Below are 24,999 nucleotides of genomic sequence, written 5' to 3' on the forward strand. Positions count from 1 at the left end.
ATAAAAAGCCTGGAGGATGCTCCAGGCTTTTATCAACAAGATATCTATACCATCGGTCGCAAGGTCAGAATCTGTTCACTGCGCCCGAATGGCCCATAAACATCATGCAACACCGAACTTGTCAGACCAATACCGTCTTCGCCATATTGCTGCACGGTTTCCAGACCCAGCCACTGACCTTGCGGTAAACGATGCATATGAATTTGTAAATCCAGATTCGGAAAGCCCCAGCTAAAGGGTACCTCTTGACGTGGTACAACGCCATTGGCCGTATCCACCATCCCCATTAAACGAACAAAATCACTGGTAGGCTCAGCTTCAACCATGTCATGTTGCGTTCGCAGCCAGACCACGCCTTTCCCAGCACGGCGCTGATGACTGCGTGCTTCGATCGATTCAATATATCCACCCGGCCACTGACGGATTCCTTCCCAAACGGGCGCATGTTCAGGACTTTCGCCATGGACATCTTCCAAACCTTTCATTAACTGGCTGTTTTGCGTCATCATGCGCCAGGTCCGTGCAACGATACAGGTTTTTCCCTGAGCCTTCATTTCGGACTCAATCAGTTCAATGGTTTTCCCGGGGCGAATGACTTTGGTGGTGATACTAAACTCTCCAGCAGGAATCAGACCTAAAATATCTAAACTGATCCGGCCAATCCGCATACCCTGACGTGGCATAAAACGGTCTAACTCTGCACAGATAATGCCTGTTGCGGGTGCCATGTGTTGCTCGTGCTCATTCCATGCACCCTGTGCCAGCAATGTAGATTGATAATGTGCCGTAACAATACCTGTCGCATCCGTATTGCGCCCGATCAGTTGATAATATGCCGCCATACACGTCCCTATTTCCCTGGTTTAATAAATAATTTCTTATCTAAAGTCGTTTTTTAGATTGTTTTTTGTACTCAACTTTAGTGGAAAATTCAACTTTAAAAACAAAAACTGAACCCTAAGGTTCAGTTTTCCAAATCAGCAAAATGGGTGGTTCTGCGATTTATTTCGAATAATCCCGTGCGCCAAACAATGCCGTGCCGACACGGACCATGGTTGAACCTGCGGCAATGGCTTCCTGCATATCCCCCGACATGCCCATGCTTAAGGTATCCCAATCTTCAGGATGGGCATGTTCAGTTTTTACAGCTTCAAACAGGGCTTTGGCATCGCTAAACGCCTGTGGATTATTCGGTGCAGGAATTACCATCAAACCTCGCAATTTTAAATGCGGTAACGGGCTGATCTGCTTCACCAGCTCAGCAACTTCACCCGGCTGGCAGCCATCTTTGGTGTCTTGTGCATCAATATTGACCTGCAAACAAATATTCAGTGGCGCCTGATTCGCCTCACGCTGATTCGACAAGCGCTCTGCAATAATCAAACGGTCTACCCCATGTACCCAAGCAAACTTTTCTGCCAGATGCTTGGTCTTGTTGCGCTGCACATGACCAATAAAATGCCATTCAATATCCAGATCACTTAAAGCCTCAATTTTATCTAAAGCTTCCTGTAAATAATTTTCTCCAAATGCACGTTGTCCAGTTTGGTACATCTCGCGCAAAGACTCACTTAGATGGGTCTTTGAAACAGCCAGCAACTGCACACTTTCTACATTGCGCCGGGCGTGTTTACAGGCATCTTCTATTTGCTGTATAACTTGATTTCGTGACTGTTGAAGACTATTCATTGACGAGGTTCTCATTTCATTCATCTTTTTTGGGCTTCCCTTACAACTAACTGTTGGTTAAGTTTTGGGAAAGCCTTATTATTCTATCAAAATAAATAACATTTAAATGAACTCGGGGAAATTATGGATATCACTGAACTTTTAGCGTTTTCAGCTAAAAACGGGGCATCAGATTTACACTTGTCTGCGGGGATGCCGCCACTGATCCGTGTCGATGGTGAAGTTCGCCGTATTAATCTGCCTGCTTTAGAACATAAAGAAGTACACAAACTTGTGTATGACATTATGAATGATAAACAGCGTCGTGATTTTGAAGAAAAGCTAGAAACAGACTTTTCCTTTGAAGTTCCAGGTGTAGCCCGTTTCCGTGTGAATGCATTTAACCAGAACCGTGGTGCAGGTGCTGTGTTCCGTACCATTCCTTCAAAAGTCCTCACCATTGAAGATCTGGGCATGGGTCAGATCTTTAAAGATATCTGTAATTACCCGCGCGGTATCGTACTGGTGACCGGACCTACAGGTTCAGGTAAATCTACTACGCTGGCGGCCATGATCGACTATATTAACGATCAGCGTTATGACCATATCCTGACGGTAGAAGACCCGATCGAATTTGTACACGAATCTAAAAAATGCCTGGTCAACCAGCGTGAAGTGCATCGCGATACCCATGGCTTTAATGAAGCTCTTCGTTCAGCACTACGTGAAGACCCGGATATTATTCTGGTCGGTGAGATGCGTGACCTTGAAACCATTCGTTTGGCCTTGACTGCTGCTGAAACAGGTCACCTAGTGTTTGGAACGCTACATACCACCTCTGCGGCAAAAACCATTGACCGTGTGATTGACGTCTTCCCGGCCGAAGAAAAAGACATGGTGCGTGCCATGTTGTCTGAATCCTTGCAAGCTGTTATTTCACAAACCCTGCTGAAGAAAAATGGTGGCGGCCGTGTCGCTGCACACGAAATCATGATTGGTATTCCTGCCATTCGTAACCTGATCCGTGAAAACAAAGTGGCGCAAATGTATTCTGCCATTCAAACTGGTGCCAACTACGGTATGACCACACTTGATCAAAGTTTAAAAACCTTGGTTGCAAAAGGTGTGATCAGTGCGCAAACTGCCCGCACAATGGCAAAACAGCCAGAATCATTCTTATAATTTGAAAACGGATTGGGGTTCTTATTATGGATTTTAATGACTTGCTCAATTTGATGATTCAACAGAAGGCATCGGACTTGTTTATTACGGCCGATGTTGAACCATCCATGAAAATTAATGGTCAGATTGTGCCCATCGCCAAAACCAAGCTGACTGGTGAAATTGTGGGACAGCTTTTAAACTCGATTATGAGTGATAAGCAACGTAAAGAATTTGCCGAAACACGCGAATGTAACTTCGCGATCAACAACCGCGACAAAACTGCCCGTTTCCGTGTCAGCGCATTTCAACAGCGCGATCAGCCGGGTATGGTTTTACGTCGTATTGAAACTGTAATTCCAACCATAGATGACCTCAAGTTACCGCCCATTTTAAAAGAACTGGCGATGAACAAACGTGGCATCATCATTTTTGTCGGTGCAACTGGTACCGGTAAATCCACCTCTTTAGCCTCGATTATTGGTTACCGTAACCAAAATTCTAAAGGTCATATCATTACCATTGAAGACCCGATTGAATTTATCCATGAACATGCAGGCTGTATCATTACCCAGCGTGAAGTGGGCATCGATACTGACTCTTTTGAAGTGGCCTTGAAAAACACCCTGCGTCAGGCACCAGATGTAATTCTGATTGGTGAGATTCGTTCCCGCGAAACCATGGATTATGCCATTGCCTTTGCCGAAACCGGCCACCTGGTTTTTGCCACCCTGCACGCCAACAACGCCAACCAGGCGATTGACCGTATTATTCACTTCTTTGAGGCAGACCGTCATAACCAGCTGTTTATGGATTTATCGCTCAATTTAAGAGCTATTGTAGCGCAGCAATTGATTCCAACCATAGATGGCAACTCACGTCGTGCAGCGATTGAAATCCTGATCAATTCACCTTTAATTTCAGACATGATCCGTAAAGGTGATGTGCATGAAATTAAAGACCTGATGAAACGTTCACGTGAACTGGGTATGCAAACCTTTGACCAGGCCCTGTTTGACTTGTACAAAGCCAAGCAAATTAGCTATAAAGATGCGCTTAAGCATGCCGACTCACCAAACGATCTACGCTTGCAAATCAAGTTGTCGGAAGAAGGTGGCGATCGCTTAATGCGCGCCAGTTCCAATATTACCTTCGATGGTCAGGCTTAAGCTCCATACTAAAATGCAAAAAAACAGGCTTCAAATGAAGCCTGTTTTTTTAACCTGATTCCAAGTCAGTGTTATTTTTTACGTAATGCGTCCTGGCATTCCGCTGCATCACAATAACCATACAAATTTAAAGAGTGACCCGTTAAAGTAAAGCCAAATTTTTCAGCTACTTCATGTTGTTCATGTTCAATCACGTCATTGGTGAATTCGACCACTTTATTACAATTTTGGCAAACAATATGATCATGATGATCTTCTTGCATAATTTCGAAAACTGAATGATTATTTTCAAAATGATGACGCTGGATAATACCTGCTGCTTCAAACTGTGTTAACACGCGATACACAGTTGCTAAACCGACATCTTCACCCTGTTCAAGTAAAGTCTTATAAATATCTTCTGCGCTTAAATGATGTTGTCTTGAATTTTCTAATAATTCTAATATTTTTATTCGTGGAAGCGTAACTTTAAGTCCAGCTTTGCGTAAATCTTGATTTGAAATAGGCATGTAAAAGGGTCTCTCAACAAATTTAAAGTTGGAATATGCAACAAAGTTAAGATGCAGTATGATCTATCCGTGGATCAAATGCATCATAATTAATTTGGGATAGTGTAGCAAAATGCAAAAAATCATGTTGACGTTATTCGTCACTTCACTGCTCGCAGGCTGTTCGACCTTGGGCGTTTATAAAGTTGATATTCCTCAAGGAACACCATTAACTCAAGTACAAGCATCAAAAATTCAAGTCGGTATGAGCCACCAACAAGTTCGCTTTTTGCTAGGCAGTCCAACGGTCACAGATCCAATGAATCCTTTACGTTGGGACTATATCTACAACTACATCCCAGGAACTTATGCTAAAAAAGCCAAGATTCCTGCAGCACATGGTCAACATTTAAAAATTTACTTCGATCAAACCGGTACGGTGCAAAAGATTGAAGGTCTAGAAACTATTCCAGAATCTCAACCCGGCTTACCAGGTTCAAAAGAAGCGATTTTAACTGCGCCACCACTATAGACGCTTTAAAATAAAAATAAACCCCTCATTGAGGGGTTTTTCTTATTACTTCAATTGTTTAAAGCGATTTCCACGACAATATCGCCCAACCGGGTTGGCTGCTGCACGTTTGCGTCGAATATCCTTCGGATTGATAGTTAGCGGTCGATAAATCTCGACACGGTCACCGGCTTGTAAAATATGGTGCAGATCTTTCAGGCGCACGCCAAAAATTCCCAGAGCAAGTGGTTCTGCCAAATCAACCTGTACGCGAATACCACTTTGTTCAATCGCCTCTAAAGCGGTCATCCCTTGCTGAAAGGGCACCGCAATATGAAACTGTTGCTCGGGTGCTGCATAGGCGACCCAAACCTGTTGTATCTCACTCATCAGAACAATTGCCCAATAATTGCGATTATCGCCAAAATAATCGAAACAGGTAACACCACACGAACAGCAATACGCCACAGGTTATAAAATAACTCATTGCTGAAATTCATCGCTTTACGCAGATGGCTAATTTTCATGATCCATCCGGCAAAAATGGCATAGATCAGGCAGATTGCTAAACCCCAAAGCATCAGCAGGCTATTGAAAACTGGAGTGATGGCTGGAATTGCCCAGACAAATACGGCAGCTAAAATAAGCAGCCATTGAATCACGATATTCAACTGACGGTGTAACAGCTGTTCACGCGCCATTTGCAATAACAAGGCCGCAGCACTCACCACGGCAACCACAAAAGCCAAACTCGGGATTTGAGCATTGGCAGCAAAGAAACCAAAAGCAATTACCGCAAGTAACTGTGCAATCCAGATCGGCAATACTGTTTTACTTGCAGTATCTTGCGGTTGAACAGCAGGCAGACTACTTTGCCAGTACAGACCCATGCCTAAACCACTTGCTACCAGTGCCAAAACGGTAGCACTGCCCCACTCGCTAAATTCAACCGCTGTGACATGCCAAGCCGGCAAAGGGGTTCCCATCACATTGGCCAGAACTAAAGCAGCAAAAACACCAATCACCGTTAAAAGCAGAATAATTTTTCGTGGTGCAAATGAAAGTAAAACTGCAACTATCGCAAGAGCAATAAATAAAAAATTGGCTGCAATTCCATTAGCGGCAAAATGCCCCAGCAATTGGCTCGCATTCGACAATATGCCGCCTGCCAGGAAAGGAATAAAGACCACGGCCAGCCAGCCAACGATACGCCATTTCTGCGAGGCATCCGCATCACGGGTCAAGCTGGACAAGGCATTTAAAGCTGTGGTTTTAGAACGCTTTGCCAAGGCAATTTCTAAATAGCAGATCGGTAAAGCCAAAATAAGCATGGTACCTAACCATAACAGCCAAAAATCAAGCTGGCGATCAAGCTGAATCCCTACAATCGGTGCTAAAGTGGCAATGATGATAAAAGATAAACAAAATGCCATCAGCGGTGATAGCCATCGTGTCATAGCATTGTCCTGCATGATGCGTTCCTAAAAAAAGTCTTTCGCTATTTTGCCTTTCTCATAAGTGAAAATCAAAAAGAAAAAAGCAAACCATTATGCCTAATGATTTGCAGCGCAAGATTATTATCTTTTTTTAATTGTAGTTATCTCATTTATCTTTTATGAGAAAAACCGAGCAAACCAGTTTTTACCTTTTTTTTGTTCTTTTTCTTTAATAATGCCCATCATGTTTTGTTTTACAGCACCGACATAATCAGCATCATCGTGCTGAATATGGTTAATCAGCCATTTCGCCAGTACTTCATGCAATTCACCTTCAATCGCCTGTCCCATTTCAAAGCGATCACGATAAGATTCAATCTTTTTAATGAATAAATCATGAACACGTTTATGCGGTACGCGGTATTTATAACCCGCCTCTTCCTGCAAAGATTCTTCAAAAGTAAAATGCGACTGAGTGTAATCAATAATATTTTCAAGAATCTGTTTAATACGCGCACGGTCGGTATTTTCAACGATATCATCAATTTCATTGATGTAATCCAGAATTCGTTTATGTTGATCGTCAATCACATCGATGCCAGTATTATATTCTGGAACCCATTTCATTTTCATTACGACCACCTATCAGATATAAACGATTAATCACATAAATTCATAATATATTGATATTAAACAAATAAAAATGCACCAAAACAGTCGACTTTTAGTTTTTTTTATAAAACAAACATAACCAATTGATATATATATAATTATGATAAAATACCCACTAAAAGGATAAAGTATTTTTTAACCAGCTTCATTAAAAAAATGCTTTATTCAGGAGTTAACATGATTTTATAAACTATATTTTTTAGAAGTCATTTTTTAATTATATTAGATAAATATAGTACGATTATATAAAAATATCCCGAAGCCCTTAAGATTAAAATCTGGCGATAAAATTTTAAAATATTTCAACTGATTATAAATAATAAAGCCAGACATTTATCTAATAAATATCTGACACTAAAGTTTTATCTGAAATTGCAATCAATATTGATCGGCTTTAGTGATTCGTTTCAATGCCGGATTCAAGCGTTCACGTTCTAAACGCTCAACATGAGTCTGCTGTTTCCGAACTGGTCGGCCATCCTGAAATAAAATCATCTCTCCTGGTACAAAAGCGTTCCAGGTTTCATTTTGGGTCAAAGGTTCTGTGGTAATGACGGCGACACGATCTTCTGGAGTCGTCACCTGACTGAAATCAACTTCAACGTCCAGATCAATCAATTGTGCAGGTTTAAAAGGATATTCACGTACTAGCCAGTGCAATTTGGTAATCGCATACGTAAAGAGTGCCTGACCGTTCGACAGGCAGAAATTAAAGGTGCCATGTTCGGCTATTTTTGGAGAAACTTCAGCCAATAAATCGAAGACCTGATCGAGTTTGGGTTCATGATAACCAAACTTAAGTACCAGTTGATCTAACAAATAACAGAATGCACGCTCACTGTCGGTATTGCCAACCGGAGTAAAACGCCCCGATAAAGTCGGATTAAAGTCATGTAAATCACCATTATGGGCAAAAATCCACTGCCGTCCCCAAAGCTCACGGCTAAAGGGATGTGAATTTTCCAGATTGATTTTACCCTGAGTGGCTTTACGGATATGTGCAATCACATTGCGCGACTTAATTGGATAATTACGGATCAGTTCAGCAATCGGCGATTCAACTGCGGATTGATTATCGACAAAAAGTCGGCAGGCTTTATCTTCAAAAAAAGCAATGCCAAAACCATCACAATGGTCTGATGTAATGCCAGCACGCTGAGAAAAACCACGAAATGAGAAAGTCACATCCGTTGGCGTAGCACAATTCATTCCGAGTAACTGGCACATAATCTTGATCAAACAGCAAATACATGATTTTTCTATTTTGCATGACTGGGCAGAGGGTTGCAAATCTCAATTCACGATAGTCATCACGATTTTATGTATTAGGACAAAATTGAGATTTCAATCATCAGTCTATTGAGCGGGTCAAAATAGTCGCCATAAAAAAGCCTCACAAGGAGGCTTTTTAAAATCACGGTTTAATGCTTGGCACGGTTGGTAATTAAAGTTCCTACCCCATGATCGGTAAAAATTTCCAATAAAGTGGCATGTGGAACACGGCCATCAACAATATGTGCGCTGACCACGCCACCTTTGACTGCATCTAGTGCACAGCCCACTTTTGGAATCATGCCACCATAAATCACACCCGTTTCAATTAAACGGTCCACTTCCTGGGTCGTTAAACCCGTCAGCAGGTTTTTATTTTCGTCCAGCACACCGGTGATATTGGTCAACAGAATAAGTTTTTCTGCGCCTAAAGCTTCAGCGACTTTACCTGCCACCAAATCGGCATTGATGTTATAGGTATTGCCTTCTTCATCTACACCCAGAGGCGCAATCACAGGAATGAAATCACCTTGGGTAAACATTTCCAGAACGTCGGTTTTCACACCAACGACTTCACCCACCAGACCAAGATCAATCTGCTTGACCGTGCCATCTTCAGCGGTTTTTTCCATCAATAACTTCTGGGCACGTAACAGGTTGCCATCTTTACCGGTCAAACCAATGGCACGACCGCCGTGCTGATTGATCAGATTGACGATGGATTTATTTACGCTACCACCCAGGACCATTTCCACCACTTCCATGGTTGCAGGGTCAGTGACGCGCATGCCATCAATACGGTCAGATTCTCGGCCTAACTGTTTCAAAAATGAATCAACTTGCGGGCCGCCACCATGAACCACAATCGGATTCAAACCGACCGTTTTCAACAATACAATGTCACGCGCAAACGAGCTTTCCAGCTCTGGGTCGGTCATTGCATTGCCACCATATTTCACAACCAGCGTTTTACCTGCAAAACGTTGAATGTACGGCAAAGCTTCAGTCAAAACTTGTGCTTTGTCGAGGCCGGTATGTTGATATGGCATTCACCTCTCCTTATTGGGCATCTAAAATGTCTTGTGCGATTTGAGGATATCGGTCACTTAACATGGAAACAAATGTGTGTCGAATATCGTTTAATCTTACAGGATTATCCGCATCAAAGCGCACGGTAAAATATTCCCCGGTATTCGATGCCCGAATAATGCCAAATCCATCTTTAAAATCAAGTCGTACCCCATCAATTTTACTTAACTGGGCACCAAAATCCTGACTTTGCATTTCGACATCATGCAATACTGCTTTGGGCTCTATGTTATGGGTACTGATATAGGTGTCTTCAGTGCAATAACGTTCCGGATAAGCGTTTAAGGCTTGGGATAGAGTTAAATCAGCCTGCTGACCAAGATATTCCAGTACCCGTAACGCCGCATACAAGCCATCATCATAGCCAAAACCACGCCCGTCATTAAACACATAATGACCTGCATATTCTCCACCAAATACAGCTCTGCCTTTGGACTGCGACATGTAAGTCCGTAAAAAAGAGCTTCCGGTACGAATCATTTTGGCCTGTCCGCCTAGATGACGCACAGTATTGCCCACCATGGTGGAACATTTGACATCAAAAACTACTTCATGACTAGGATGGGTTTTCAGGCACATTTCTGAAAATAGCGACAACAACCGGTCTGCGGAGATTGTGGTGCCATGTTCATCAATCAACACGACTCGGTCACCATCGCCATCCAGAGCAATACCAATATCAGCCTGCTGTTCAAGTACGGTCTGCTTTAACTCTGTCAGATTTTTCTCTTGTGACGGATCGGGTGCATGGTCAGGAAAATGGCCATTGGCTTCACAACGGATAGTGGTCAGTTCACAGCCCAGTTTTTTTAACACCAGGGCTGCACAGCGTCCAGCTGAACCATTCAGGCCATCCAGCACCACCTTAAATGGCCGCTTTAACTGGATATCGTTTAGGAGTGCCTGTTGATATTCAAGACAGTATTTCACCACAATTTCATGCTGAACCGGTTGAATTACCAGATTATATAATAGATCAAAAGCCGCGCTCGCGCTCTGACCGACCTGTTGAATCATGTCTGGACAGGGTGGTTCACCCTGAACAATCCATTTAATTCCATTGTCAGTTTTTGGATTATGGCTGGCTGTAATCATAATGCCATTACCGCCAAACTGACGGGCAATAAAATATAAAAGGGGTGTCGAACAACAGCCAATGATTGTGGCATGCAGTCCTTTTTCTTCACATACCCGTCTGATAATTTCTGCATATTGAGGACTGGTTAAACGTGCGTCATAGCCGATAGCCAGCTGTGTTTGCCCAGCCTTGCGATATTGCTCAACCAATCCATAAGCAGTCGCTTGTACAATTTCAGGCGTCAAAAGTGATATTTTTCCACGAATATCATAAGCACGAAAAATTTGTAGAGGAAATTTTTTATTTTTAAAATTCATGATGACATCTTCTACTTTAGAATAACCCATGAAATGAGAATTTCATGGCATGCTGGATTAGCTCAGTATTCACAACCAGTGCATCATCTGATGAAATAAGAAGATTAATATTTAAAAGCATTTCATGTTATTAAGCAACGGTAAAAGTTTCTTACAACTTTGTTTTCAAAATACTTTATTTGATTGAAAAATAAATCATTTGTGAAATTAGAAAACAAAAGTATTCAAATAACTTTAATTTAAAACAATTATTTACAAAAACAATAAAATATTTTTAACTGATCCATACATTAAAAATTATTTTGCACTTTAATAATATAATTCATTGTTTATTTGTACTTTTTTATAAAAAAGCTAATAATTTTAAATAAAAGCCTGTTCAAATTAAAGAATAAAACCTGACACAAACAAATAATATTGTTTAGGCATCAGGTTTTGTCATCTTTATGCTAAATCAAACTTAGCCTTTACCCGTATGGCCAAAACCGCCTGCACCGCGTTCAGTCGCTTCAAATTCATTCACAACATCAAACTGCGCCTGGACAACTGGAACAAGTACATATTGTGCTAAACGTTCACCCGGTTGCAAGGTAAATGCTGTTTGGCTACGATTCCAAACCGATACCATCAACTCGCCTTGATAATCCGAATCAATCAGGCCGACCAGATTGCCTAAAACAATCCCATGTTTATGGCCCAGACCTGAACGCGGCAAAATTAAGCCAGCAAAATTTGTATCTTCAATATAAATAGCCAAACCGGTTTTCACCAATACTGTTTGACCCGGTTCAATGACAGTCGCTTCATCGACACAAGCGCGCAAGTCCAAACCTGCTGAACCCGAAGTCGCATAGGTAGGCATCGGCCATTCATTGCCTAAACGTGTATCGAGCACTTTCACTTGAACTTTCATTTGTTTTTTCCTAATTGCATAGTTTAAATGTTGCATGGTTTAAATCGTGAATTAACGCTTGATTAGGGCGCGTAAATTTTCCAGATAATGCTGGGCTTGCAATTTTGGATCAATATTGCCTGCCAATTTTTTCTTGCGACCCAGCCATTCCAGCTCATCTTGCGGCAATTCATCCAGAAAGCGGCTTGGCGTCATCTGTTTCATCTGTCCGCCCGCTTTACGCTGCTCAGCCAAAGTAATGGTCAAACCTTGACGGGCACGGGTAATACCCACGTACATCAAACGGCGTTCTTCTTCCACGGTTTCGGCTGCAATCGAGTTTTTATGCGGCAGAATTTCTTCTTCTAGTCCAATCAGATAGACATAAGGAAATTCCAGACCTTTGGATGCATGCAAAGTCAATAAATTCACTTTATCGGTATCTTCTTCTTCCTGCTGCTGCTCCAGCATATCCAGCAGTACCATTTTACGAATCACACTTTCAATATTCTTGTCATCCACATCTTCAGCGCGGTTAATCAGGCTCTGAATGCTGCTATACAGCACTTCAATATTATCCAGCTTGGTTTTTTCCTGCGCTGGCGTTGCTGCGGATTCCTTGATGTAATCGATATAGCCTGCTTCCTGCATCATCTGGCGAATAATTGGCACAGGCTCGTCATCATCTAGTAAATTACGGGTAAAATTACCAATAAAATCAGAAAATTCAGCCAGTTGTGTAGTCGCTTTTTTCGGCATCACCATGGTCAGGCGCTGATCACCTGCCGCTGCCAGCAATGACAAATGATTTTCCTGTGCAAATAGACCTAACTTTTCTAAGGTTACAGGTCCAATGGCACGTTTCGGCGTGTTAATAATCCGTAAAAATGCACTGTCATCTTCAGGGTTAATAATCAGACGCAAATAACTCATGATGTCTTTAATTTCTGCACGAGCAAAGAAAGACTGGCCGCCAGAAAGCTTGTATGGAATCTGCATTTGACGCAGCTGTGTTTCTAAAATACGGGCCTGAAAATTACCGCGATACAAAATCGCATAATCCTTCCAGTTTTTTCCATTCATCAGCTTATGGGTGATCAGATCCTTCACTACGCGTTCAGATTCATCATCATCATTACGGCAGGTAATCACGCGAATCACCTCACCATGGCCTTTATCCGACCAGAGTTTTTTATCAAAAATATGCGGATTATTGCCAATCACCGTATTCGCTGCTTTCAAAATACGGCTGGTGGAACGGTAATTTTGTTCTAATTTAATGACTTTTAAATTCGGAAAATCTTCCTTCAACAAAGCCATATTTTCAGGCTTTGCCCCACGCCAGGCATAAATGGACTGGTCATCATCACCTACCGCAGTAAATTGTCCCATCACACCGACCAGCAGTTTCACCAGAATATACTGTGCGGTATTGGTATCCTGATATTCATCCACCAGCAGATAACGCACCCGATTTTGCCATTTATCCCGGACTTCAGCATTTTCCTGCAACAAACGGGTCGGCATCACGATCAGGTCATCAAAATCCACCGCATTATAGGCACGCAGGTTGCGTTCATAAAGCTGATATAAATGCGCAAACTGGACATCTTCAGTGGTTTCACAGGTGGTATGTGCTTGTTCCGGTGGAATCAGGTCATTTTTCCAGTCCGAAATCATCTTCATTGCCTTGGCAATGAGTTCTTTACTTTCCGCGCCGGATAAATTATCACGGTGCATTAAATCCATCAGGATACGCTTACAATCATCGGCATCCAGAATAGAAAAATTATTTTTTAATGGGGTATGTTTGAGTTCCAATCGGAGCAAATTCAGACCAAAGGTATGGAAAGTTGAAACAGACAGACCTTTGGCTTCTTCACGAGACAATAATTTACCGACACGCTCCTTCATTTCGCGTGCTGCTTTGTTGGTAAAGGTCATGGCCGTGATCCGATGTGCCGGTATACCGCAATTCTTGACTAGATGTGCGACTTTTCGCGTAATTACCGAGGTTTTACCCGAACCTGCCCCTGCAAGTACTAACAAGGGCCCTTGAGTGTATTTCATAGCTTCAAGTTGCTTGTCATTCAGTTGACTTGCCGACGACATAGGATTTCCTCGTGTTAATTGGAGCTCGATTATAGTCATCTCCACCCAACTTGCATAACCTAAAATACAGATTTGACATTCATAAAAAAACCACCCGAAGGTGGTCTTTTCAATTCATCATGAACTTAAATGAAGAATTATTGAACCGCGTAAATGCTGATTTCTACACGACGGTTTTGTTCACGGCCTTCAGCAGTCGCATTTGATGCGATTGGGTTCGCTGAACCTTGACCTTGTGCATTAATACGTGTACGTGCCACGCCCTGACCGGCAAGATAGTTAGCTACTGATTGAGCACGCGCTTGAGATAATGGAATGTTAATCGAGTCATTACCCGTGCTGTCTGTATAACCTGTTACAAGAATACCGCTCTTGTTGTCTTCAGTCAGTGTTTGTGCAACTTTGTTCAAAGTCGCGTAGAAGTTCGGTTTGATATTCGATTTGTTGGTATCAAAAGTAATATTACCCGGCATAATCAGGCCAACAGAACCATCCGGATTACGTGTAACATCTACACCAGTACCCGCCATTTGTTGACGTAATTTTTTCTCTTTATTGTCCAGATATACACCTGTTGCACCGCCTAATACAGCACCGATTGCTGCAGCACGGTTATTTTGAGCGCTTGTATTTGCGTTACTTTTAGAAAGACCATAACCCGCAGCTGCACCCACTATTGCGCCAATTGCTGTTTTATCGTATTCCATACCGCCAATGTTGTTGCCAGTTGTTTGACAGCCTGATAGTGCCAATGCCCCTGCTACTGCTGCTGAAATGACTAGTGCACGCATCGCATGCCTCCTTCTTGTGTTTTATCGTATAGTGGAATAATGAATTAAAAAAAATCGGCATACCATTGATTTTTTGTAAATAACCCATTTATTAGTTACATTTTGTAATATTTCAGCTGAGTGTCAAGAATAACTTCAGCACAATTTCTCCATACTTGTATGAATAGACTTTTTTATTTTAAATTCTACAATTATATTGAATACTAAATAAAAACCTTCGATGATTTTCTTTTAAGGCCTTTTTTTATATGTCATCTCAAAATACCAAGCAACCGATATTAAAAAAAATATCTCGCGGGCTTACTGTCGGATCGGTCATTACTGGAAGTACTTTTTTTCATGGACCACCTGTACTCGCTTTGGGATTAACCAAACTCATTAAAAAATCACGTAAAATAGACGAAACCAACATTCAAATTACCAACAGCTGGCTCTGTGTCAATAATTGGCTGATCGACCATGTATTGCCCAACTTAAAGTGGGATATCACGATTGAGAAAGGTTTAGAGCTCAGTATGCAAGGCCGTTACCTGATGACCTGTAACCATCAAAGCTGGGTGGATACTACGGTAAATCAATATTTTGGTTTAACCCGCATGCCACTTACCCGTTTCTTTACCAAGTGGGAGCTGATCTTTATTCCTTTCGTGGGGCAAGCCTTTAAAATTTTGGGCTTCCCGATGATGAAGCGCCATAGCAAGGAACAGATTGCAAAAAATCCGGAACTTAAAACCCGTGATATGGAAGAATCGCGTAAAGCCTGCGAGCAGCTATTAAGTCAACCTTTTACCTTATTGAACTATTTGGAAGGTACGCGCTTTACGCCAGAGAAGCATACGCAGCAGCAATCACCTTATAAACATTTACTCAAACCTAAAGCGGGTGGCTTAGCCTTGGCCCTCAACATTTTAGGTGACAAAATTGATGCGCTGGTCGACATGACTATTGTTTATCCAGATGGTGTCCCAGGTTATGGCGATTTCTGGCTAGGAGAGGTCAATCGCATTGCGGTGAATTTGCGTAAAATCGATATTCCAGACTGGGTATTAGGTGGTAATTATGAAGATGATGCTGAATATCGTGAACGTTTTCAGCAATGGGTTCATGCGCTATGGACTGAGAAAGACCAACTGATTGAACGCATGCAGCAAGAATTGGCTGCGAAAGCTTAAGCACACGCAAGGAAAAAAATGAAGCAAGACGACCAGATCACATCCCCCACCTTTTCTTTTGTAAAAAAAGGTACTTGGGGATGGAAAGTCGCACTGGGCTATGACATTTTTATGATGATTCTGATCATCATCAACCTGTTCTGCCTGAGTGCCAATGCCATTCTGATGAGTGATTTTGGCGGCTGGCTGTTTGACTTTATTCATCTTCCTGAACTGTTACATTTTTACCGTAACTCATTGCGTCCCTGGGTCATCATTACCGAAAGCTGGTTTACCAGTTTTCTGGTCATTGAACTGCTGGCCCGCTGGGTAATTGCGGTCATTGGGCAACATCATAAGCGCTGGTTTTTCTTTCCCTTTATTCACTGGTACGAAATTCTCTCCATTATTCCGCAGCTGCGTTTCTTACGTTTATTACGTGCCGGGGCCATCGGCTACAACCTGCACCAGCATGGTTATAAAGTCATTCCGGACGCTTGGTATCGGCGGGCTAAATTCTATTACCACATGGTGCTTGAAGAACTCACCAGCCGTATTGTACTTACGGTCTTAGATGGCATAAAACGTGAACTCTCGACCAGTACCACACATAAAAAACTGATTGAAGATCTGGTTGCCCATCACCGTGACATGTTTGCTGCTGCCCTGGCGGATATTTTGCAAGAGTCTTTAGGCAAAGAGCTGCAGGCACAAAAAATCATGATTGCCGAAAATGTCGGCGACATTGTCAATCGTGCCATTGAAGACACCCCTGAACTGACCCAATTATTGCGCCTGATTCCGATTGTGGGGGGACGCATCGAGCAACAAATCCAGAGCATTGGACAACGTTTGGGAGAAAATATTACGCTGGGGCTGATTGAACCTTTTGCATACGGTCATAAAAATGAAAAAAATCTGGCATATTTAGAAATTTCGAATAAAATCAGTCAAATACAATTTGAAAATAATACCTATGTGGAAAACCTGGTGGAATCGGCTGTTTTTGAGAGTTTAGAAGCCATTCGCAAACAGGTAAAAGTAAAACAATGGCAACAAATCCTGGAACAGCATGATCAAGTTAAAGAATGATCATGAAATTAAAAATATTGAAAACGTGGCTAGAGAAAAGCTGCAATTTGTTCTAGCATTTGCTCTATTTACAACATCACTTCGACATAAAATTAATGAGTCAGAAGTCTTAAGGAATAATTATGGCTGATATACGGATTACAGGCAGAATGGTTAATTTTACCCGATTAACTTTTGACACCAATGATCACAATGCAATCCGCCAGCAATTGACTCAAATGCTCCAAGAAACTGCTTCTCATGGCACGCTGGTCATTATTGACAGCACGGTAGAACAGGAACTGATTGCACTGATTCAGCTATTGATCAGTCTGGACTTACAGCCGATGGGCGTGATTGACGGTATTCTTTCCGATGAAGCCCGGGCCATTCAGTTTCCTATTCTGCCCGCAGACAACAAACCTTTACAGCGTATTAAAGCGACCAAAGAACAAGTGGTTGAGGCCAAACCTGAAGTTGACTCTGCCCCAACCCACAGTGCTGAAGAAGAGCCAGTCAAACCAGCTCGTGTCATCAGCCATGTGACCTCTTATCACGATGAAATTTTGCGCACCGGTCAATGCCTGGTTCAGGATCATGGCGATATTATTCTTAACGCAGGAATCAATAGCGGCTCTGAAGTCATTGCTTCAGGAAATATACATATTTATGGTAGCGCACGTGGTAGAGTCATCGCCGGCGCAGGCGGGAATGGTGCAGCGCGTATTTTCTGTCATTCACTGGAAGCAGAACTGGTATCGATTGCAGGGACATATTGTGTGGCAGATGACATTCCACAACATGTCCTGAAAAAATCTGTCCATATTTACTTGAATGATCATCAAGAACTTGTCTTTGAAGTTCTCGAGTTTTAATGTATAAATAAACACCAAAAGCCCCATATTTAAAAAGGGGTTTGAACCATAACAGGAGTGGATTCGGTGGCGAAAATTGTTGTCGTAACATCAGGCAAAGGTGGTGTAGGTAAAACTACTACAAGTGCATCTTTTGCAACAGGTTTAGCCCTTCGTGGTCACAAAACTGTTGTGATCGATTTTGACGTGGGTTTACGTAACCTTGATTTAATTATGGGTTGTGAACGTCGCGTTGTTTATGATTTTGTGAATGTATTGAATAACGAAGCGCGTCTTCAACAAGCACTTATTCGTGACAAAGATATTGAAAATTTATATATTTTGCCTGCATCACAGACCCGTGACAAAGATGCCTTGACCGATGAAGGTGTTGCACGCGTTATGGATGAACTTTCTCAAGAGTTTGATTATATTATTTGTGATTCGCCTGCAGGGATTGAACGTGGTGCCATCATGGCCATGTATCATGCAGATGAAGCGATCATTGTGACCAACCCGGAAATTTCCTCTGTACGTGACTCTGACCGTATTATTGGTATGCTGGACAGCAAAACCAAAAAGGTAGAGCAGAACGAAGGTCGCATCCGTAAGCATCTTTGTATTACACGTTTCAACCCTGAACGTGCTGATAAACAAGAAATGTTAACCATTGACGATATTTCTAAAGATATCTTACGTGTCCCTACACTAGGTGTGATTCCTGAATGTAAGAGCGTACTGCAAGCATCTAACGAAGGTAAACCGGTTATTCTGTTTACTGAAGAAGCTGCAGGTCAGGCTTATGATGACCTTGTAGCGCGCTTTTTGGGTGAAGAACGTCCTTACCGTCATATTGAAGTCAAACCTAAAGGCTGGTTAGCAAGACTATTTGGAGCGTAAGAAATGGCAGGATTCTGGAGTAAACTTTTTAGTAGTGAGGATAAACCATCAAGTGCACAGACTGCTAAAGATCGCTTAAAAGTCATTGTCGCCTCTGAACAGGGTCTAGGCAAACGCTTAAGTCAGGAAAAGATTGACCTCATGAAGAAAGAAATCATGCAGGTGGTCAACCGCTATGTCCGTGGTGTAGATGAACAACACATTCAAATGTCGGTTCGTTCTGAAGCCAATATTGAAATGTTAGAAATGAATATCAATTTGCCTGAAGAGCGATAATCTGATTTTTGATTAGTCAAGCAAATTGAATCAAGGCAAAATATGAGCCTGAACAAAGCACTGCTTTGTTCAGGCGCAAGACGAGAAGCTGTGCTTCGAAGTGCCTGAACAATTTAGGTACTGCTTTAGTCAGCCGCAAGACGAGAAGCTGTGCTTCAAGTTGGCAGGGTCGAGCAAAACCGCTTTGTCTAGCCTCATATTTTGCCTTTTTTATTTTAATCAGTATACCAAGGAGATTGCGATGGCATTATCTCAGCCAGCAACGTTCAATGAAGAATGGTCAGATGAGCGTGTATTTGCCTACTTAACCCAGCTACCTCCTGCAGGCGTTAATGCTGATTTTCATGTGCTTTATCATGCATTCAAGCACATGCGTCCAAATGATTATGAGCGTTTACTGACTCAATTCGTTGCCGATGGCCGTGATGTCAATGCCACCAATCCTGAAGGTCAACGCATTCATGATGTGATTGCACAGTACCCGCGTCAAAGCGAAGGCTTTCTGGAAGTGCTTGCTAAGTTTGCTTAAGTAAAATATAAAAAAGCCTGGCTGTTTGCATAGAACAGCCAGGCTTTTTTATCAAAATAATTTTCTTTTAAACTTTTATTTTAAGGCAGCAATAACATCAATGCGGGAAAAGTCACCGCAAAACAGATTGTCTGCAAACTAATTACAGCCGCCATTAATCGATGGTCACCCTGATATACCCGGGTCAGAATATAAGAAGCTGAAGCTGTCGGCAAACTAAAAAATACCACTAAAATCATGCGTTCTAAATGACTTAAATCAAAAGCCTGGCATACTGCAAATGCCAAAATGGGCATGATGAGCAAACGCCCAAACACATTCATCAATAAACGATAGATATTGATTTTAAACTGGTCAAATTGCAATGCTGCCCCCACTGACAGCAAACCCAAAGGCAAGCTCATTGCAGCAAGTAATTTCACAAGTTGCCCTATGCCATCAATTAAGGGCAGATTCAGCAGATTGAAACCCACGCCAACAATACAGCCGAGAATTAATGGATTTCTTGTAATCGAAATAACTGTTTTTCCAAGTGTGTTCCAGCTCAAACTGGATAATGCCAGTACCGACAGAATATTCACCAAAGGGATCGCGACAGCGATCAGCATGGCAAACATTTGCATGCCTTTCGGTCCAAATAAAGATGCCATGAGCGACAGGCCGATATAGGTATTAAAGCGCACCTGGCTTTGCATATACACGCCAAAACGCTGTACTGGAATGTTATAGATTTTTTTGGCCACAAAAAGAGCCATAGCTGCCAGCAAAATTATCAGGATCAAGATTCCCAGCATGCTCGACACAGTAAGCATCTCTAGCTCGACATGAGATAAATTCAAAAAGAGTAAGCTAGGAAACAAGATAAAATAATTGAGCTTTTCAGAGTTTCCCCAAAATTCATCTGTGACAAAACGTGTCTGTTTAAGTAGATATCCCATTGCAATCAAAATGATCAATGGAAATAGCGCCATGACAATATTCATGCTCTATCTGTATCCTTAATGAAATATTTCAGTCTTTCCCGAGCTGCATGATACTTTTGTTTTTCATGAATATTCACTTAATTTACCTGATATCGTCCAATTGTGCTCAAGAAAAAGGCCTGCATTTGCAGGCCTTTTATTGATATCTACACTTAAATTAAAATATCACGTTTACCGTTGGCACCCATACCGCTAACAATGCCATTTTCTTCCATCTGGTCAATGATACGTGCAGCACGGTTATAACCCAGGCTAAACTTGCGCTGTAGCGAAGATGTGGATGCCTTACGGGTTTCCAGCACAAAAGATACACATTGATCATAAAGCGCATCACGGTCCGAACCACCTTCTCCGCCATCTTCAAAACCACGGCTACTTGGCTCTTCATCAAATGGCGTTAAGATTTCATCGACATAGTTTGGTGCGCCACGTTCACGCCATGCATCACAGATACGGTTCACTTCGTCATCGGCAATAAAGGCACCGTGCACACGTTCCGGTTCAATCTTGCCTGGGCCAAGGAACAACATATCACCATGACCTAACAAGTCTTCTGCACCACCAGCATCCAGGATGGTACGCGAGTCAATTTTCGAGTTCACACGCAATGCTACACGGGTTGGAATATTGGCTTTAATCAAACCGGTGATCACATCCACTGATGGACGCTGTGTCGCAAGTAACAGGTGAATTCCTGCCGCACGCGATTTCTGCGCCAAACGGGTAATCATTTCTTCCGCTTTTTTACCCACCTGCATGATCATATCGGCGAATTCATCCGCCACAATGACAATAGATGGCAATGGAGTCAGACGCGGTGCACGTTCGCCCACAACCGATTCGCTGGCTTTCCAGGTCGGGTCAAACAGTTCTTCACCATTGGCAATCGCTTCTTCAACCTTACGGTTATAGTCGCTCAGCTTACGAATTTTCAGGAAAGACATCAGCTTATAGCGACGTTCCATTTCATTGACACACCAGTTCAAGGCGCTGACCGCATCTTTCATGTCGGTCACGACTGGCGTGAGCAAATGCGGAATATCATTATAGTTGGCCAGTTCCAGCTGTTTTGGGTCAATCAGGATCAGACGTAGTTGATCAGGCGTGTACTTCAGCAACATCGATAGAATCATCGAGTTCACCGCAACCGATTTACCAGAACCGGTTGTACCGGCAACCAGCATATGCGGAGCTTTACCCAGTTCGGTAATCACAGGATTACCCGAAATATCTTTACCCATAGCCATGGAAAGAATGCCATCAGAATCATTGAATTTGGGAATCTGTACCAGCTCAATCAAGCGAACCATTTCACGGCTACTGTTCGGTACTTCAATCCCGATATAAGGTTTACCCGGAATGACCTCGACTACACGTACCGATGCCATTGACATTGAACGCGCCAAGTCACGTGAAATATTGGTCACTTTAGAGGCTTTTACCCCCGGTGCCAAATCCAGCTCAAAACGTGTCACTACAGGGCCAGGCTGTGCTTCTATCACTTTGGCTTTCACATTAAACTCTTGCAGTTTAATTTCAAGTAACTCAGATAATCGTGCCAATTGCTCGGCAGTGAAATTCACCTTCTTGTTAGGGTCAACCTTATCCAGCAGCTCCAGACCTGGCAATGGCGGCAAATCACGACGTTTTTGCGCCACCTGCATGGAACGAGACATCGGACGACCCATGGCATCGGTTAAAGGGGCATCCGGATCAAAATCATCTTCATCCAATTCAAGCTCGTCGACAGGTTTTCCAGCCGTTTCCTGCCAAACTTCACGGAAGGCATCTTTATTGGCAGCAATCAACGCCTTTTCATCTTCAGAAATGGTGGATTGCGGCTGCAATTGAGTATTGATTTCTGCACGCACAAAGGCTGAAGATTGGGCATAACTACTCGTAGTACGTGCTGCTACAGGCGCTGCTGGCTCCAAGTGATCCACCGGTAAATTATCTATTGGTAAATCATCTACCAGCAGATCATCCAGTTCATCAAACTCGTCATCCAGTGCGCTATTTTTAGGCGTACTATGATTCAGTGATGGCGATACCGTGATACTTGCAGATGCTGTCAGCATTTTTTCTTCAGGGATGACTACTGCTGGTTCTGGATTCACAGAATTAAATGGCGTATGTACATCTGTTGCAGTTTTTCCACCCGGCACAGCTGCAAGCAATTCATCAAAAATTTCGTCATCATCCCAATCCAGATTTTGCTTCGAGGTCTGCGGAGTCGTTGCTGCAGGTTGCTCATCAACAAATGCCTGAAAATGGTCATGTGGTGTATGGGGTCCAGATTCTTCAGCCGCTTTTAACAGTGCATCAATATCTTGGTTATGATTTTGATTTTCATCTGCATGTAATGCACGCCACACTTCACCTGTAGCCACAACACGATGTGTATTCTGTTCCAGACGATGGGCTTTTTCTAAAATTTGTTCAAATTCCGCCTCATCTTCCTCATCCACCAGTTGTTGCTGCGCAGACTGCTCTTTTTCAACCATGTCATCGAACAGGCGCTCTGCAGCCGGATCACGAACGACTGGTGACAATTCTACTTCCTTATGTTCGGCTACTACTGCTACTTTTTCTGTGGCTGTTTTTTGTTTGTTATTTACCAATGATTTTTTGACTTCAGGATTTGTCCGGTCAAATGCAGATTCGGCTTCAGGCACATTTTTATAAAATAAGTCTTGTAAATAAGCAGGTGTCGCCTTGAGCGTAACCCAGGTTTTGTTCCACTTCACCCCAAATGCAAAGGTGAATAAAACCAGCCAAAACAGCAGCAGAAAAGTCGTTGCACCATAAATGGTTAAAATCTGGGTAAGACTTTGCCCCAACTCATACCCAATGATCCCGCCCGACGAATTATCCAGCGTATCAGCCGGCACTTGCCAATACAGATACAACAGACTTGCTGTCGCCAGTAAAATAAAGAACTGTGCAGCATAGCGAAAAGGTTTATTCAAAAAGCTATACGGCCACCAGACCTGAATTGCCTCAACGAAGAGAAAAATTGGAATGAGCAAACTCGCCCAGCCTAAGAAACCGAACAGTAAATCTGCAATCCACGCCCCGGCAACTCCGCTGGCATTCGATACATGCTGGGTATCACTGGAAATGTGCATCCAGCCCGGATCAAAAGGCGTATAGGTCACTGTTGCAAGGAATAAATAAATTCCAAATGAAACTAAAAATAATGTCTTTATTAAGCGCTGTGCATAAACACTCGACACCGCAGTCATATACTGTCCTGTAACCAATTTTTCATTCATGTTTTTTGTAAGAAACTAAGACAAAATAGTTTCACAATAAACGCGTATTATGCACCTGTTCCACAAAAAAAGATGCAATATTATGTAGTGGCTGCTGCTTAGAAATATACCAGATTGGGTATCTAGCACAGCACTGTTGTTCTATATAGCTCAAATCGATTTGCATGATCAATAATATCGACTTTAATCGCACACCACTGTTATACAGTTTCACGTATAATTCCACAAATTTCTAAATAAAAAAGGATGCAGCGGATGAGCGCACGTCACTCAAGACTGATTATTTTAGGTTCGGGTCCTGCTGGCTATAGCGCAGCGGTCTATGCAGCGCGTGCAAACTTGAAGCCAACCCTGATTGCAGGCTTGCAACTGGGTGGACAACTCACTACAACCACTGAAGTAGATAACTGGCCGGGCGATCCTGAAGGTCTGACTGGTCCTGCACTGATGGAACGCATGCAGGCACATGCGGAACGTTTTGGCACCGACATTGTCTATGACCATATCAATGAAGTTGATTTAAGCGTTCGCCCATTTGTGCTGAAAGGTGATATGGAAGAATTCACCTGTGATGCTCTCATCATTGCCACTGGTGCGACAGCACAGTATTTAGGTCTTGAGTCTGAAGCTGCATTTATGGGTCAAGGAGTAAGTGCATGTGCAACCTGTGATGGTTTCTTCTATAAAAACCAGAAAGTGATGGTGGTCGGTGGTGGTAACACTGCTGTAGAAGAAGCACTTTATCTTTCTAATATTGCCTCGCATGTGACCCTGGTTCATCGCCGTGATTTCTTGCGTTCTGAAAAAATCCTTCAAGATCATATTTTTGCTAAAGAAAAAGAAGGCAAAATCAGTATTATCTGGAATCATCAGGTCGAAGAAGTTCTGGGCGATGCAAAATCTGGCGTAACTTCTGTTCGTTTAAAATCAACCCAAGACAATTCAACACAAGACGTTGAAGTGACCGGGATGTTCGTTGCCATTGGTCACAAACCAAACAGTGCAATGTTCGAAGGTCAGTTGAACTTACGTGACGGTTATATCCAGGTCCAAAGTGGTACGGCGGGTAATGCAACTGCGACTTCTGTTGCGGGTGTCTTCGCTGCTGGCGACATCGCTGATAGCGTTTACCGTCAAGCCATTACATCAGCAGGTTCAGGCTGTATGGCTGCGTTAGATGCCGAGAAATATCTAGATGCTTTGGCTGACTGATTTAAATAAATCAATTCAACTCAAAAAAACCGTCCTCTTTGGGCGGTTTTTTTTTGTATGATAAAAATCATAAATGTTTATTGCCAGTTACT

At 42.5% G+C, this 24,999-nt stretch carries 24 protein-coding genes; 10 read left to right on the forward strand and 14 right to left on the reverse strand.

Annotated features, from left to right (window positions below; all coding sequences use genetic code 11):
• Positions 1-44: 44 nt before the first annotated feature.
• Together B9T38_RS08680 and B9T38_RS08685 are read right to left on the reverse strand one after the other, a co-directional pair.
• On the reverse strand, positions 45-842 hold the full coding sequence (locus tag B9T38_RS08680; protein ID WP_086196414.1) for a thioesterase family protein: 798 nt from the start codon (positions 840-842) through the stop codon (positions 45-47).
• Positions 843-1,002: 160 nt separating this feature from the next.
• Complete coding sequence (locus B9T38_RS08685; protein WP_086196415.1) at positions 1,003-1,689, reverse strand: YggS family pyridoxal phosphate-dependent enzyme; 687 nt, start codon at positions 1,687-1,689, stop codon at positions 1,003-1,005.
• A gap of 123 nt (positions 1,690-1,812) precedes the next feature.
• Between B9T38_RS08685 and B9T38_RS08690 the strand changes: the two genes are divergently transcribed.
• Positions 1,813-2,850, forward strand: a complete 1,038-nt coding sequence (locus B9T38_RS08690; protein WP_086196416.1) for a type IV pilus twitching motility protein PilT — start codon at positions 1,813-1,815, stop codon at positions 2,848-2,850.
• 26 nt (positions 2,851-2,876) lie between these two features.
• On the forward strand, positions 2,877-3,998 hold the full coding sequence (locus B9T38_RS08695; RefSeq protein WP_086196417.1) for a PilT/PilU family type 4a pilus ATPase: 1,122 nt from the start codon (positions 2,877-2,879) through the stop codon (positions 3,996-3,998).
• 71 nt (positions 3,999-4,069) lie between these two features.
• On the opposite strand, the gene fur is transcribed toward B9T38_RS08695, so the two are convergent.
• On the reverse strand, positions 4,070-4,507 hold the full coding sequence (fur, locus tag B9T38_RS08700) for a ferric iron uptake transcriptional regulator (protein WP_086175193.1): 438 nt from the start codon (positions 4,505-4,507) through the stop codon (positions 4,070-4,072).
• A gap of 112 nt (positions 4,508-4,619) precedes the next feature.
• On the opposite strand from fur, the gene B9T38_RS08705 reads away from it, so the two are divergent.
• Positions 4,620-5,018: an outer membrane protein assembly factor BamE gene (locus B9T38_RS08705; RefSeq protein ID WP_086196418.1), complete on the forward strand. Its 399-nt coding sequence runs from the start codon at positions 4,620-4,622 to the stop codon at positions 5,016-5,018.
• Between the two features lie 45 nt (positions 5,019-5,063).
• Here B9T38_RS08705 and B9T38_RS08710 read toward each other — a convergent pair whose 3' ends face one another.
• The 9 genes from B9T38_RS08710 to B9T38_RS08750 all read right to left on the reverse strand — a co-directional run bounded on the left by B9T38_RS08710 (position 5,064) and on the right by B9T38_RS08750 (position 14,656).
• A complete protein-coding gene (locus B9T38_RS08710) occupies positions 5,064-5,387 on the reverse strand; it encodes an RnfH family protein (protein WP_086196419.1) in 324 nt (107 codons plus the stop codon).
• On the reverse strand, positions 5,387-6,469 hold the full coding sequence (locus tag B9T38_RS08715; protein ID WP_086196420.1) for an SLC5/6 family protein: 1,083 nt from the start codon (positions 6,467-6,469) through the stop codon (positions 5,387-5,389). The genes B9T38_RS08710 and B9T38_RS08715 overlap by 1 nt, the downstream gene beginning before the upstream one ends.
• 141 nt (positions 6,470-6,610) lie before the next feature.
• The gene (locus B9T38_RS08720; RefSeq protein ID WP_086196421.1) at positions 6,611-7,066 is read right to left on the reverse strand and encodes a bacteriohemerythrin; all 456 of its coding nucleotides are present in this window, start codon (positions 7,064-7,066) and stop codon (positions 6,611-6,613) included.
• A gap of 417 nt (positions 7,067-7,483) precedes the next feature.
• Positions 7,484-8,332 (reverse strand): class II glutamine amidotransferase, encoded by an 849-nt coding sequence (locus tag B9T38_RS08725; protein WP_086196422.1) that lies wholly within the window; start codon positions 8,330-8,332, stop codon positions 7,484-7,486.
• Between the two features lie 194 nt (positions 8,333-8,526).
• Positions 8,527-9,426, reverse strand: a complete 900-nt coding sequence (argB, locus tag B9T38_RS08730; protein WP_086196423.1) for an acetylglutamate kinase — start codon at positions 9,424-9,426, stop codon at positions 8,527-8,529.
• A gap of 10 nt (positions 9,427-9,436) precedes the next feature.
• Complete coding sequence (locus B9T38_RS08735) at positions 9,437-10,861, reverse strand: phosphomannomutase/phosphoglucomutase (RefSeq protein ID WP_086196463.1); 1,425 nt, start codon at positions 10,859-10,861, stop codon at positions 9,437-9,439.
• A gap of 460 nt (positions 10,862-11,321) precedes the next feature.
• A complete protein-coding gene (gene dut, locus B9T38_RS08740) occupies positions 11,322-11,774 on the reverse strand; it encodes a dUTP diphosphatase (RefSeq protein ID WP_086196424.1) in 453 nt (150 codons plus the stop codon).
• Between the two features lie 51 nt (positions 11,775-11,825).
• Positions 11,826-13,865: a UvrD-helicase domain-containing protein gene (locus B9T38_RS08745; RefSeq protein ID WP_086196425.1), complete on the reverse strand. Its 2,040-nt coding sequence runs from the start codon at positions 13,863-13,865 to the stop codon at positions 11,826-11,828.
• Between the two features lie 137 nt (positions 13,866-14,002).
• Positions 14,003-14,656: a YiaD family glycine zipper/OmpA-like lipoprotein gene (locus B9T38_RS08750; protein ID WP_086196426.1), complete on the reverse strand. Its 654-nt coding sequence runs from the start codon at positions 14,654-14,656 to the stop codon at positions 14,003-14,005.
• Positions 14,657-14,904: 248 nt separating this feature from the next.
• Between B9T38_RS08750 and yihG the strand changes: the two genes are divergently transcribed.
• From yihG to B9T38_RS08780, 6 genes are all read left to right on the forward strand, one after another.
• Entirely contained in the window at positions 14,905-15,828 is a 924-nt protein-coding gene (gene yihG / locus B9T38_RS08755; RefSeq protein WP_086196427.1) for a 1-acylglycerol-3-phosphate O-acyltransferase, YihG family, read from the forward strand.
• A gap of 18 nt (positions 15,829-15,846) precedes the next feature.
• Positions 15,847-16,899, forward strand: coding sequence for a hypothetical protein (locus B9T38_RS08760; protein WP_086196428.1), 1,053 nt, complete (start codon positions 15,847-15,849; stop codon positions 16,897-16,899).
• Positions 16,900-17,021: 122 nt separating this feature from the next.
• On the forward strand, positions 17,022-17,753 hold the full coding sequence (gene minC, locus B9T38_RS08765; RefSeq protein WP_086196429.1) for a septum site-determining protein MinC: 732 nt from the start codon (positions 17,022-17,024) through the stop codon (positions 17,751-17,753).
• A 66-nt stretch (positions 17,754-17,819) separates the two neighbouring features.
• On the forward strand, positions 17,820-18,632 hold the full coding sequence (minD, locus tag B9T38_RS08770; RefSeq protein WP_086196430.1) for a septum site-determining protein MinD: 813 nt from the start codon (positions 17,820-17,822) through the stop codon (positions 18,630-18,632).
• A gap of 3 nt (positions 18,633-18,635) precedes the next feature.
• On the forward strand, positions 18,636-18,908 hold the full coding sequence (minE, locus tag B9T38_RS08775; RefSeq protein WP_086196431.1) for a cell division topological specificity factor MinE: 273 nt from the start codon (positions 18,636-18,638) through the stop codon (positions 18,906-18,908).
• 241 nt (positions 18,909-19,149) lie between these two features.
• Positions 19,150-19,437 carry a PA4642 family protein gene (locus tag B9T38_RS08780; protein WP_086196432.1) on the forward strand — a complete coding sequence of 96 codons (288 nt, stop codon included), beginning with the start codon at positions 19,150-19,152 and terminating at the stop codon, positions 19,435-19,437.
• A gap of 80 nt (positions 19,438-19,517) precedes the next feature.
• On the opposite strand, the gene B9T38_RS08785 is transcribed toward B9T38_RS08780, so the two are convergent.
• Both B9T38_RS08785 and B9T38_RS08790 read right to left on the reverse strand, forming a co-directional pair.
• Positions 19,518-20,420 (reverse strand): AEC family transporter, encoded by a 903-nt coding sequence (locus tag B9T38_RS08785; protein ID WP_086196433.1) that lies wholly within the window; start codon positions 20,418-20,420, stop codon positions 19,518-19,520.
• Between the two features lie 152 nt (positions 20,421-20,572).
• Positions 20,573-23,665, reverse strand: coding sequence for a DNA translocase FtsK (locus B9T38_RS08790; RefSeq protein WP_086196434.1), 3,093 nt, complete (start codon positions 23,663-23,665; stop codon positions 20,573-20,575).
• Between the two features lie 285 nt (positions 23,666-23,950).
• Here B9T38_RS08790 and trxB point away from each other — a divergent pair, with 285 nt between their 5' ends.
• Positions 23,951-24,907 (forward strand): thioredoxin-disulfide reductase, encoded by a 957-nt coding sequence (gene trxB / locus B9T38_RS08795; RefSeq protein WP_086196435.1) that lies wholly within the window; start codon positions 23,951-23,953, stop codon positions 24,905-24,907.
• The last annotated feature ends 92 nt before the right edge of the window (positions 24,908-24,999 follow it).

The sequence above is a fragment of the Acinetobacter sp. ANC 4218 genome (genome assembly GCF_002135245.1).
In the GTDB taxonomy this organism is placed as follows: Bacteria; Pseudomonadota; Gammaproteobacteria; order Pseudomonadales; family Moraxellaceae; genus Acinetobacter.

Excerpts from the sequence above, each read along its gene's own strand:
- B9T38_RS08680 (WP_086196414.1), bottom strand. The coding sequence starts at position 842 with ATGGCGGCATATTATCAACTGATCGGGCGCAATACGGATGCGACAGGT.
- B9T38_RS08685 (WP_086196415.1), bottom strand. The coding sequence starts at position 1,689 with ATGAATAGTCTTCAACAGTCACGAAATCAAGTTATACAGCAAATAGAA.
- B9T38_RS08690 (WP_086196416.1), top strand. The coding sequence starts at position 1,813 with ATGGATATCACTGAACTTTTAGCGTTTTCAGCTAAAAACGGGGCATCA.
- B9T38_RS08695 (WP_086196417.1), top strand. The coding sequence starts at position 2,877 with ATGGATTTTAATGACTTGCTCAATTTGATGATTCAACAGAAGGCATCG.
- fur (WP_086175193.1), bottom strand. The coding sequence starts at position 4,507 with ATGCCTATTTCAAATCAAGATTTACGCAAAGCTGGACTTAAAGTTACG.
- B9T38_RS08705 (WP_086196418.1), top strand. The coding sequence starts at position 4,620 with ATGCAAAAAATCATGTTGACGTTATTCGTCACTTCACTGCTCGCAGGC.
- B9T38_RS08710 (WP_086196419.1), bottom strand. The coding sequence starts at position 5,387 with ATGAGTGAGATACAACAGGTTTGGGTCGCCTATGCAGCACCCGAGCAA.
- B9T38_RS08715 (WP_086196420.1), bottom strand. The coding sequence starts at position 6,469 with ATGCAGGACAATGCTATGACACGATGGCTATCACCGCTGATGGCATTT.
- B9T38_RS08720 (WP_086196421.1), bottom strand. The coding sequence starts at position 7,066 with ATGAAAATGAAATGGGTTCCAGAATATAATACTGGCATCGATGTGATT.
- B9T38_RS08725 (WP_086196422.1), bottom strand. The coding sequence starts at position 8,332 with ATGTGCCAGTTACTCGGAATGAATTGTGCTACGCCAACGGATGTGACT.
- argB (WP_086196423.1), bottom strand. The coding sequence starts at position 9,426 with ATGCCATATCAACATACCGGCCTCGACAAAGCACAAGTTTTGACTGAA.
- B9T38_RS08735 (WP_086196463.1), bottom strand. The coding sequence starts at position 10,861 with ATGAATTTTAAAAATAAAAAATTTCCTCTACAAATTTTTCGTGCTTAT.
- dut (WP_086196424.1), bottom strand. The coding sequence starts at position 11,774 with ATGAAAGTTCAAGTGAAAGTGCTCGATACACGTTTAGGCAATGAATGG.
- B9T38_RS08745 (WP_086196425.1), bottom strand. The coding sequence starts at position 13,865 with ATGTCGTCGGCAAGTCAACTGAATGACAAGCAACTTGAAGCTATGAAA.
- B9T38_RS08750 (WP_086196426.1), bottom strand. The coding sequence starts at position 14,656 with ATGCGTGCACTAGTCATTTCAGCAGCAGTAGCAGGGGCATTGGCACTA.
- yihG (WP_086196427.1), top strand. The coding sequence starts at position 14,905 with ATGTCATCTCAAAATACCAAGCAACCGATATTAAAAAAAATATCTCGC.
- B9T38_RS08760 (WP_086196428.1), top strand. The coding sequence starts at position 15,847 with ATGAAGCAAGACGACCAGATCACATCCCCCACCTTTTCTTTTGTAAAA.
- minC (WP_086196429.1), top strand. The coding sequence starts at position 17,022 with ATGGCTGATATACGGATTACAGGCAGAATGGTTAATTTTACCCGATTA.
- minE (WP_086196431.1), top strand. The coding sequence starts at position 18,636 with ATGGCAGGATTCTGGAGTAAACTTTTTAGTAGTGAGGATAAACCATCA.
- B9T38_RS08780 (WP_086196432.1), top strand. The coding sequence starts at position 19,150 with ATGGCATTATCTCAGCCAGCAACGTTCAATGAAGAATGGTCAGATGAG.
- B9T38_RS08785 (WP_086196433.1), bottom strand. The coding sequence starts at position 20,420 with ATGAATATTGTCATGGCGCTATTTCCATTGATCATTTTGATTGCAATG.
- B9T38_RS08790 (WP_086196434.1), bottom strand. The coding sequence starts at position 23,665 with ATGACTGCGGTGTCGAGTGTTTATGCACAGCGCTTAATAAAGACATTA.
- trxB (WP_086196435.1), top strand. The coding sequence starts at position 23,951 with ATGAGCGCACGTCACTCAAGACTGATTATTTTAGGTTCGGGTCCTGCT.